This window comes from Limnofasciculus baicalensis BBK-W-15 (assembly GCF_024178385.1).
GTDB lineage: Bacteria > Cyanobacteriota > Cyanobacteriia > Cyanobacteriales > Coleofasciculaceae > Limnofasciculus > Limnofasciculus baicalensis.
Genome location: NZ_JAMZMM010000217.1, coordinates 1 through 10,508, shown reverse-complemented (window position 1 = coordinate 10,508; position 10,508 = coordinate 1). Strand labels below are relative to the sequence as shown.

Genomic DNA, 10,508 nt, shown 5'->3' with positions numbered 1-10,508 from the left:
GTCCCCCTTGTCCCCCCTTCCCTAACTCACCACTGCTTGTTCGATTAACTCCCGAAAATGAATCACATCTTGACGGGGATCTGCGTGACTAACTTGAACATTGATTTGCTCGCCCAATTCCACTTGCCGATTGAAACGCATGATCAACTCTAATCCCAACTCTTCTAATAGAATCAGCCCCAAGTTATCGTGTTCTCTAATCCAGCGCAATACCAAAGCCTGCCAGGATTTTTGTGAGTGACGGCGCAAATATTCTAATCCCCAATAGCGATTAGTTTGACGCTCTACCAGAGTTGCTTCTTGTGCAGTACTAATCACACTCTGCATAGTTTCTTGGAGGGTTTGAGCAGAAAATGGTAATTGTTCACCCCGTAAATGGGCTTTAATCTGAAAATGAGCCAATAAATCGCTATAGCGACGAATAGGAGAGGTAACTTGACTATAGGTTTCCAAACCCAAACCAGCATGACGCACCGGGGTAATACTCATCTCAGAGCGAGGCATACAGCGACGCATAGCACAGAATCTTACTGGTCCAGGTGGCAATAGGGATAATTCTTCATCAGGAGGTAATTCTGGCTGAGGTTGACCGCGAAAAGGTAGGGGAATTTGATGAGTTTGCCCGTAGCGCCCTCCCACTTCCCCTGCCAGAATCATCATTTCTGCTACAAGGAGTCGGGAGCGGGAATCTTCTAAAACTTCAATTGCGATCTCATCATCCTTACATACTTTGATTACCGCCTCTGGCATGTGGATCGTAATCGATCCCTGTGACTGACGCAATCGCCCTCGTTGCTTTGCCCATTTTGCGATCGCTTCTATTTCCGACTCGCCCTGTATCCCCAACTCCAACATCTCATTCACATCTTCATAAGTGAGGCGATAGGTTGGTTTAATCAGGCTGGCATGAATACTGTATTCTTGAATACTGCCAATTTCATCTAATATTACCCCAAAACTCAGCGCCGGACAAATTTGACCTTCCACCAAACTCATTGGTCCAGTTGCCAATTCCGGTGGGAACATGGGAATCATCCCTGTAGGCAGATACAATGTGGTGCTGCGTCGCCTAGCTTCCAGGTCAAGTTCATCTCCCGGTACGATTAATCGGGTAGGATCGGCAATATGTATCCATACTCGTTCCCTCCCATCATCTAGTGTTTCTAAACTTAGACCGTCGTCAATTTCCTGGGTACTTTCATCATCAATAGTGTAGACTTTCAGATGAGTTAAATCCAAACGGTTCTTATCTGAATCAAGAGGTATAAAATTCAGGCGTTGTTGAGCCAATTCAAGTACCTCACGACGAAATTGAATAGGAATTTGAGAGCGACGCAAAAACAAGTTCTCGTGAGGACTCCACCAACCTAACTCCACTAATAAATCTAAGGCCGCTTGTGGAGTTTGTTGACGCTCCAGCAGTGCTAGAAGTTCCTGAGCGACACGAAAAGCATTTTCTGGATTGAGGATGTATTTTTCTAACACATCTAGGCGATTGCGATCGCTATCCTGCCATTCTACCGCTACACCATTGAGTTTCCCCTGAATGCGGCTTAAAAATTCTTCTTGTTCCCGCTGCTTAGATTGAGCTGCTGATTGTTGGTGTTTTATTTCAGCTACTTTAGCCGCAGGACGGGGTTCGTAGCTATCTCCCTTTTGCTTAAAATAGAGTTTATCCTCATCCAGCAAACAGTGAGCAGCATAGCATAAATGGGGACTAGTGTCAGAAAACAATAGCTGTGCCATTTCCTCGCAAGTCACCATCTCTCCATCTTCAACCAACAATTCCCATGCTACTTCCAAACTGTCAGGATCTAGCAATGGCTCAACTTGTTTGATAAAGTCTTTGATTTCTGACTGCTTAAAAGTACATCCCTTCACTTGGTATGCGATTTCTCGGGGATGAAGTGTATGAGATTGACCGCGTTCATCTATGACAATCCAGTGCTTTTTGCCTTCTGGACGATCGCAGATTGCTATACGCCGTTCTCCTTGTAGGCGAAATTCAATTATTGTTCCTTTGTCCACCCGTTTTGCTATCCCCAGTAGCTTTTATTTGAACTATCCCCATCTAAATCATTGATTATAGATGGGGATTCTTTTGCTTAACCTTCTTTGTTAATGAAGGGTAGCAGTGCTAAAAGACGAGCGCGTTTAATGGCGCTAGTTAAGGCTCTTTGTTGTTGAGAGGTTAATCCCGTAATCCGCCGAGGCAGAATTTTTCCTCGTTCCGTAATGAATTTGCGCAGTAGTTCTACATCTTTGTAATCGATGGGATCTTCTGGCTTGATCGGAGAAAGACGTTTGCGAAAGTAGGTCATAATTTGTTTTTGGTTGTTTGTTTTTGGTTGTTTGTTTTTGGTTGTTTGTTTTTGGTTGTTTGTTTTTGGTTGTTTGTTGTTTATTTTTGTAAAGGAGCTGACCGCAAATTATTCTTGCCAAATCACTAACAACAAATAACCAACCACAAATCACTAACAACAAATAACCAACCACAAATCACTACCGCTACTTAATTTCTTTGTGAACGGTATGTTTGTTGCAATGGGTGCAGAATTTCTTCAATTCTAAACGCCCCGTGGTGTTACGACGGTTCTTCTTGGTCGTATACCGGGAAACACCGTGGGATCGCTTGTTTTGGTTACTGCGACACTCGGTACATTCCAATGTGATGATAATGCGAACACCTTTCTTACTTGCCATAGCCCTATTTGTAGAAAATCAAATGGATTAGCGAAATTAAACACAAACTCTTATTTTTGCATACGACCTTTAATAAGAGCAAACATTTTCCTGAGCCGCAAGTCGAGGGAAAAGCCCCGACGGGTTTGTACGATTGCAGTTTGGGCGATTCGGTCGTGGAATGCTTGCTGAGTATCTGGATCGGACAGGGCAATGGTACAATCGCCTATCAAGGGAGCAATCAGGACTAACAAGGAGATCCCGTTAGCCAATCCAATAGTTAAGCCAATCGTGGCTAACAAAGCACAAAAGCCCAGAATGCCTTCTCGCTTGGCTAGCGTTATAAGTCCAGGAACCTTATTGTATTCTGTCTCTAGCACTTTCATATCAAAAGCCCAACTTCCTAGACTTTGACCTTGATTCCCCGACACTAGCACCACTCGGAAAGCGAACCACAGGACCATGAATACTAACCCTTGAAGGAATATATTACTCCCCACCAAGGAGCTAAGTAGCCAAATGGTAACAAAATCAATCAGGAAGGCATAAGCCCGTCGCTCAATTGGCACTTTGGGGAAGCGCTTGGGGAGGCGTTCGATAGACATGGCTGGGTTCGGCTCTCTAACTTATAAGAAAACAGGTTGAAAACCCCGTGTCTACCCTGCGGGAAGCAAGCTATAGACCGGGGATGAAAACCGTTTTGGAGGCTAAAACCTCCCATCATATCAGTCTTATGAATACTTGAGACTGATTAGTCTAGTAATTTTTTTCTTTAGTTATTGACATAACTCTCCGATAAATCTAGAATAAATACAATATAACACATAAAGAAGGTGATGTAAATCTGCTAACAAACTACGTTTATAAGCTACGCCCTAATACCACTCAGAATTTAAAAATGTCCAACTGGGTAAACATGCTCAGAAGTCATTACAATTGGTGTTTAGGAGACAGGATATCTCAATATAACCAACAGTATATTCAATGTGAATACTGCGATCTCAGAGCTAAATCTGAAGCTTGTCCATTAACGTGCTTTGTGAGCAAAAATGGTGCAACTGGCTCGCCCTGGAAAAATACTCTATTCGACAAAGAAGGTAAACCCAAAAACCCCAGGAGAAGTCCTGGTGATATCCAAATTACTGCCTTGCCAGAATTAAAGCAGGCTAGACCTTGGTATGGTGGCATTGATTCAACTATTTTACAGCAAAATGTTAAACGTCTTGACATTGCCTACCAAAACTTTTTTGACGGTAGAGGTTTCCCTAAATTTAAAAACCGCAGTAATTTCACATCTTTTACATACTCAATGGGTGTGAAAGTACAAGGTAGCAAAATCTATTTGCCCAAATTGGGCTGGATGCGTTTTCACAATTCACGTCCAATACCGAATGGTTTTACTATTAAAGCGGCTACGGTTCGTCAGCGTCAAGATGGATGGTTTCTGTCTATCAGAATTGAAGATAAAACTGTACCAGATTATATCGCTAAACCTTTAGCTGAGGTCAAAAAAGTAATCGGTTGTGACTTAGGAATTACCAAACTTGTTCATCTGTCAGATAGATATCAAATAGACAATCCCAAGTTCTCAACCAACAAAAAAACTCGACTAATTCTCAAAATTAGACAAAAGAGTGTTAGTCGTAAAGCGAAAGGAAGTAATAATCAAAAAAAATCAGCTAAGAAATTAGGGCGTTTACACAAACGAATTGCCGATAAACGCCAAGCTTACCAATGGAAAGTAGCAAATAAAATTGTATCGAGAAATGTAGATGGAATTGCCCTGGAAGATTTAAACGTTTCTGGAATGATGAAACGCTGTCGGGTCAAAACTGACAATAGAGGGCGGTTTATGCCTAATGGACAGTCAAGAAAGAAAGGTTTAAATCGTGCTATCGCTGATGCTGGATGGAGCGATTTAATTTTAAAGATTGAGTATCTCGCTGTATTCGCGCTAGCGTGCCGGAGGCATCAGCAAGGAAAGGTCGTAATTAAAGTTAATCCCCAAAACTCTAGCCGAGAATGTAGAAGTTGTGGCCATATTCACGCGAGTAACCGCAATAGAGAAAAATTCATTTGTACTGAATGCGGCTATCATGAACACGCTGATATTGGTGCGGCAAAAACTATCAGGGATAGAGGATTAGAAATAGTACGTCGGGACTCGGCGAAACTTGGTGCTAGACACCTAAACGCCCAAAAGATATCACCACGCTCAAAAAGCAAACGTAGTGAGTTTGGGAACCTGATTAATCAGGATATTAAGGCTGCGAAGTCTTAAGAATCCCCGTGTTTTTAAACCGGGGAGTGTCAATCTATGTTATCGCTGCTATATATAAATAAGATCGCTCAAAGGATCGTAATGCTGCCAGTCAAACAAGCTGAGTCAATTATTTTAGATCTTGTAAAACCTCTGGATGGTCAATTAGATACCGAGGTTATAGACTTATCCTCTGCCACAAATCGCATTTTGGCTTCCTCTGTCACGAGTAAACTAGATTTTCCCCATTGGGATAATTCGGCGATGGATGGCTATGCTGTCCGTTATCGGGATGTCGAATTCTGTAATAGGGAACAACCAGCTATTTTAGAAATAGTGGAAGAAATTCCCGCAGGCTATCAACCCCAACGGGTAATTCAACCCCATCAAGCTGCCCGTATTTTAACAGGTGCTGTCATGCCAGAGGGGGCTGATACGGTGGTAATGCAGGAATGCACTAAAAGGGAAGATCATCGGGTTATTATCTTTGAGCCTCCGAAACACCAAGCTTTTGTCCGTCACCAAGGAGCATTTTACCGTGGAGGAGCAACTCTCCTTCATCCTGGAACTGTCCTCACCGCGCCAGAAATTGCGGTATTAGCAGCGGCACAATGTACCCAGCTCACAGTATATCGCCGCCCCAAGGTAGCAATTCTCTCCACAGGTGATGAATTGGTGACACCTGATGAACCTTTGAAACCTGGACAAATTGTAGATTCTAATCAGTATGCTCTAGCCGCCTGGGTGACACTTGCTGGTGGGATACCGAAGCTGGGAGGTATTGTGCGGGACAATCCAGAAGTACTGAAAAATGCGATCGCACAAGCTATCCTTGGGGCTGATATCGTTCTCTCTACAGGCGGTGTTTCTGTAGGAGATTATGACTATGTAGATGAAATTTTAGCTGAACTAGATGCCGAAATTCATATTCGTTCCGTTGCCATTAAACCTGGTAAACCCCTAACCTTCGCCACATTTCCTCCATCCTTAAATTCCCCCATCTTAAATTCCCCCATCTTAAATTCCCCCCTTAATAAGGGGGGTAAGGGGGGATCTAATCGTCCTATATTATATTTTGGCATACCAGGAAATCCAGTATCTGCCCTCGTAAGTTGTTGGCGATTTGTACAACCCGCATTGCGCAAACTGTCAGGCTTACCTCAAGATAAATGGGGGCCAATGTTTGTAAATGCGATCGCACATCACGATTTACAATCAGATGGACGACGAGAAAGTTATCTTTGGGGACAGTTACGTTTGGTAGAGGGTAGCTATCAATTCCATCTTGCCAGTGGCAGCCAAAATTCCGGTAATTTAATCAATTTAGCACAAACTACAGGTCTTGCTCTAGTTCCTATTGGTCAAACTTTAATTCCAGCAGGCCAATCTGTACAAGTGTTACAAGTTGGTTGTTGTTAGTTATTTGTTATTTATTATTTGTTATTAGTTGTTAGTTATTTGTTATTTGTTATTTGTTGTATAGCAGTCGCCAAGGCGCTTAGTGCATTTTTGGTCACTTTGTCAGTGTATTTCGACTCCGATCAATGACTTAACCGCCCTGGCAGTTGCTATAACTCAGATCTTGCACCATAAACAATAACGGTAGGGTGGGCACTCCCCACTAAGGTAATAATCAGATTTTCAAGTTCTCTGGGGGAGTGCCCACCCTACATGAAACTGAAGTGCCTACTACAAACAATCTCGACATAACCGGAATTGATATTATTTGTTCGTCAATCAACAATAATTAGATCCAATTGATGATCTTGCCAACAACTAACAACAAATAACTAACAACCAATAACTAACAACTAACAACCATTACCAAGAACCCCGTTTACCATTCGGAAAAATCGTTTTCCAGTTTGTTTTCGCTTGCTTGAGTAGTTGTTCTGTAATTTTAGCTCCCTTTAGATTAGCACCACAGAGATTTGCATTAGTCATATTGGTATTACTAATATTGGCAAAACTCAGATCAGCACCTTGCAAATCGGCTGCTTGTAAGTCTGTACCTTCAAAGTAACTCCGACTCAAATTCGCTTCTTGCAGGTTCACCATTTGCAAATTTGCTTTACTAAAATTTGCCTGTTCTAAATTAGATCCCTGTAAATTAGTTCTGATTAACTTAGCTTCCTTAAAAATTCCACCAGACAAGTTAACTTTTTGCAAGTCTAACCTACTCAAATCCTTATAGGCAAAGTCTTTCCTGCCACTCTTATAATAAGTTTTCACGCTATCAGCATCTAGTTGTTGATGCTTTAGCTTACCCACACTAGAACCCTGACTATTTGACCAATTAATACCAGTAGCTGGTCCAGAGGTGTTCGCAGTACGCCTAATCCCTCCTGTGGGGGAACCTGCGGCGCTGTTATCATTTTTCTCTTTCTCTTTGCGTTTGGCAATCATTTCTGCTAACCTGGCAGTAGCGGTTTTGCCACTTGAAGGTACACTCTCTATCTTTTGGTCTTTCTGGGTCGATTTACCGTTTGGTTTATGTGAATTACCCCAGGTAAAGCCATTTTTTAAAGTGTCAATATAAGCCTCAAGATCCAGCGCTCTTAAGACTTCTTCCGCCGACTGATAACGCTGTTTGACAGCCTCTTCCAGCATTTTTTTCAATACACCAGCAAAATGATCGCTGACATCAACGTACTGCCGCCAGAGCATTTCTCCTGTTGACTGATTATAATCTAAGTCTTTTGGCAATTTCCCTGTCAATAAATAAATACAAGTCACGCCCACAGCATAAATATCGCTAGCATAAACTGGTCGCAATTGCATTTGTTCTGGTGGAGCAAAACCTTGAGTACCAATTGCCAGATTCGTCAACGCCGTCTGATCTGAGGTATTAGCAACAGCGGCTAGGCTGACTTCATCTTTGACAGCCCCAAAGTCAATCAATACTAGTTTACGATCTGGTTCCCGACGAATGATATTAGCGGGTTTAATATCCCGGTGAATCACTCCCTGACTGTGGATATGTTGAAGCAAGGGTAATATTTCACTCAAAAAATATTTAACTCCCACTTCTGTAAGGGGACCTTGCTCTTTAATCTCCTGCTGAAGGGTTGACCCGCTAATATACTCTTGTACCAAATAAAACTGTTGATTGTATTTAAAGTAATCTAACAGCGAGGGGATTTGGGGATGATCCCCAAGCTTTCCCAGAGTGGTAGCTTCTCGCTCAAACATCCTCTGCGCCATTTGTACAAGGTGGGGCTCATTGGTGGCGGGACGGAGTTGTTTGATCACGCATTGGGGGGAACCCGGGAGGGACTCATTTTGAGCTAGAAATGTCGCCCCGAATCCACCTTTGCCTAGTATACTGAGTACGCGATAGCGATCGCGCAATAGAAGTTCGGAACCACAAGGCTTACAGATATTTACTTGCATTGTATTTTTCGGCAGAGGATAGTCAGAAGTTGGACAGTAACAAATTCAGAACCTTATAACTGGCTGATGCCCTGGCTGGGCTTAAAGCTTTGATATTTAAGCACTCGGATTAATGATTTGGCTTGGGTTGGAAACGTACCGCCGAATGCACCCTTTTCTTGGCAAGCCTTCCAAAGAAATCTTTTATATATTCAGGATATCCTAATTTAGCCAGTATTTTGGGTACTAACTAAGTAATTTTAAGCAAAATACATCTTTATTGCTGATGAAGTTTTGATAAAGATGGGGGGATGTTTATGAAGATATTGTAAAGATCAATTGGTAGGAGGGTATAACAACTATTACCAAGAACCCCGCTTACCATTTGGGAAGATCGTTGTCCAGTTTGTCTTAGCTTGCTTGAGTTGTTCCTCGGTAATGCGTGCGCCTGTTAGATTTGCACCAGAGAGATTAGCACTTTTGAGATTTGTATGACTAATATGGGCAAAGCTAAGATCCGCGCCTCGTAAGTCAGCCGCTTCTAAATTTGCAAAGTTAAAATAAGCCCGTCCCAAATTAGCCTCGCGCAGGTTCGCCCACTGCAAATTTGCCTGACTAAAAGTACTCTGAGATAAATTTGCTCCCTGCAAATTAGTCTTACTCAACTTGGCTTCCCGGAAAATCCCTCCTGACAAGTCAACTTTGGGTAGTTCTAACTCACTCAAATCCTGACAACCAAAGTCCCGACGACCATTTCTATACTCTGCTAACACCCTGTTAGCATCAAGCTTTTGGGGTTTAGGCTTACCAGCAGTAGCACCTTGGGTATTAGCAGAATTAGGAGTGGTTTTTGGCCCAGATGTACCCAAACGCGGAGGTCTTCCTACCGTGTTGATTCCAGGATTGCTACGTTCTTTCTTCTCCCGTCTGGCTTTAATCCTAGCAGCCATTTTCGCAGTAGCAGTTGAGGGGGTTGAATTGGAACTTGGGGTACTGAAGTCCTCTGACTCAGTGGGTTGCGCGTTATAGTTTGGTGCGTTCGGAATTGCTAATCCTTTGGCTAAACTGTCTAGATAAGGCTCCAAATCTAGCGCTCTTAACACATCTTCAGCCGACTCATAGCGCTGTTTGACAGCAGCTTCTAACATTTTTTTCAAGACATCAGCAAAATGGTCGCTGACATGAACGTTCTTGCGCCAGAGCATTTCTCCTGTGGCAGGATTATAATCTAGGTCTTTTGGCGATTTCCCTGTCAACAAATAAATGCAAGTGACTCCCACGGCATAAATATCGCTGGCATAAACTGGTCGCAATGCCATTTGTTCTGGAGGTGCAAAACCTGGAGTACCAATGGCGAAATTTGTCAATGCTGTATGGTCTGAGGTATTAGCAACAGCCGCTAGGCTGACTTCATCTTTGACAGCACCAAAGTCAATTAATACTAGTTTGCGATCTTGCTCTCTACGAATTATATTAGCGGGTTTTACGTCTCGGTGAATGACTCCCCGATTGTGGATATGTTGGAGGAGTGGCAATATTTCACTCAAAAATTGCTTGACCCCAGATTCTGGTAATGGTCCTAATTCCCGAATCTCCTGCTGGAGGGTGGAGCCGCTCACATACTCTTGTACCAGGTAAAACTGTTGATTATCTTGAAAGTAGTCTAACAGTGAGGGTACTTGGGGATGATTGCCAATCCTTCCCAGAGTTTTGGCTTCTCGCTCAAATAGCTTTTGAGCCATTTCCAGGATCTGGGGGTCATTCGAGGCGGGACGGAGTTGCTTGATTACGCATTTGGGATGACCTGGCAGAGACTCATTTCGAGCGAGAAATGTAGCTCCAAATCCTCCTTGACCTAGTGTCTTCAATACACGATAGCGATCGCGCAATAGAAGATTGGTACCGCACGCCTGACAGGTATTGACGTGGATGGGATTTTTGGGCTGAGGACAGTCGGAATTTAGACAGTAGCTCATTCAGCTTCACTGATGGGGCGTTGTCCTGGTTGGGACTAAAACTTTTATTTGAAGTATTCGGCTTAATGGGTAGGCTTGACTTGGGAACGCACCCCTGAAGGCACCCTCTTTGTTTACAAGCTTTCCGAAAAATCTTTTATATATTTATAATATCGTACTTTTCTTGTTCTTTTCAATATGGGGAGTGGGGAGTAGGGAGTAGGGAGTGGGGAGTAGGG

The 10,508-nt window shown here is 43.0% G+C and carries 8 protein-coding genes; 2 read left to right on the top strand and 6 right to left on the bottom strand.

The window, feature by feature from the left end:
* Nucleotides 1-21: 21 nt before the first annotated feature.
* From NJ959_RS19160 to NJ959_RS19145, 4 genes are all read right to left on the bottom strand, one after another.
* Nucleotides 22-2,028, bottom strand: coding sequence for a ribonuclease catalytic domain-containing protein (locus tag NJ959_RS19160; protein WP_254013342.1), 2,007 nt, complete (start codon nucleotides 2,026-2,028; stop codon nucleotides 22-24).
* A 77-nt stretch (nucleotides 2,029-2,105) separates the two neighbouring features.
* A complete protein-coding gene (gene rpsR, locus NJ959_RS19155) occupies nucleotides 2,106-2,321 on the bottom strand; it encodes a 30S ribosomal protein S18 (RefSeq protein ID WP_254013341.1) in 216 nt (71 codons plus the stop codon).
* Between the two features lie 187 nt (nucleotides 2,322-2,508).
* A complete protein-coding gene (rpmG, locus tag NJ959_RS19150; protein WP_254013340.1) occupies nucleotides 2,509-2,703 on the bottom strand; it encodes a 50S ribosomal protein L33 in 195 nt (64 codons plus the stop codon).
* 50 nt (nucleotides 2,704-2,753) lie between these two features.
* The gene (locus NJ959_RS19145) at nucleotides 2,754-3,287 is read right to left on the bottom strand and encodes an RDD family protein (protein ID WP_254013339.1); all 534 of its coding nucleotides are present in this window, start codon (nucleotides 3,285-3,287) and stop codon (nucleotides 2,754-2,756) included.
* Nucleotides 3,288-3,499: 212 nt separating this feature from the next.
* On the opposite strand from NJ959_RS19145, the gene NJ959_RS19140 reads away from it, so the two are divergent.
* Together NJ959_RS19140 and NJ959_RS19135 are read left to right on the top strand one after the other, a co-directional pair.
* Nucleotides 3,500-4,963 carry an RNA-guided endonuclease InsQ/TnpB family protein gene (locus NJ959_RS19140; protein WP_309242663.1) on the top strand — a complete coding sequence of 488 codons (1,464 nt, stop codon included), beginning with the start codon at nucleotides 3,500-3,502 and terminating at the stop codon, nucleotides 4,961-4,963.
* 81 nt (nucleotides 4,964-5,044) lie between these two features.
* Nucleotides 5,045-6,361, top strand: coding sequence for a molybdopterin molybdotransferase MoeA (locus NJ959_RS19135; protein WP_254013337.1), 1,317 nt, complete (start codon nucleotides 5,045-5,047; stop codon nucleotides 6,359-6,361).
* A gap of 402 nt (nucleotides 6,362-6,763) precedes the next feature.
* Here the strand turns inward: NJ959_RS19135 and NJ959_RS19130 are convergent, their stop codons facing one another.
* Nucleotides 6,764-8,335 (bottom strand): serine/threonine-protein kinase, encoded by a 1,572-nt coding sequence (locus NJ959_RS19130; protein ID WP_254013336.1) that lies wholly within the window; start codon nucleotides 8,333-8,335, stop codon nucleotides 6,764-6,766.
* Nucleotides 8,336-8,676: 341 nt separating this feature from the next.
* Entirely contained in the window at nucleotides 8,677-10,290 is a 1,614-nt protein-coding gene (locus tag NJ959_RS19125; RefSeq protein ID WP_254013335.1) for a serine/threonine-protein kinase, read from the bottom strand.
* Nucleotides 10,291-10,508: the final 218 nt, after the last annotated feature.

What these genes read in the sequence shown, in the direction of transcription:
- rpsR (WP_254013341.1), bottom strand. Translation starts at nt 2,321, where the DNA reads ATGACCTACTTTCGCAAACGTCTTTCTCCGATCAAGCCAGAAGATCCC.
- rpmG (WP_254013340.1), bottom strand. Translation starts at nt 2,703, where the DNA reads ATGGCAAGTAAGAAAGGTGTTCGCATTATCATCACATTGGAATGTACC.
- NJ959_RS19145 (WP_254013339.1), bottom strand. Translation starts at nt 3,287, where the DNA reads ATGTCTATCGAACGCCTCCCCAAGCGCTTCCCCAAAGTGCCAATTGAG.
- NJ959_RS19135 (WP_254013337.1), top strand. Translation starts at nt 5,045, where the DNA reads ATGCTGCCAGTCAAACAAGCTGAGTCAATTATTTTAGATCTTGTAAAA.
- NJ959_RS19130 (WP_254013336.1), bottom strand. Translation starts at nt 8,335, where the DNA reads ATGCAAGTAAATATCTGTAAGCCTTGTGGTTCCGAACTTCTATTGCGC.
- NJ959_RS19125 (WP_254013335.1), bottom strand. Translation starts at nt 10,290, where the DNA reads ATGAGCTACTGTCTAAATTCCGACTGTCCTCAGCCCAAAAATCCCATC.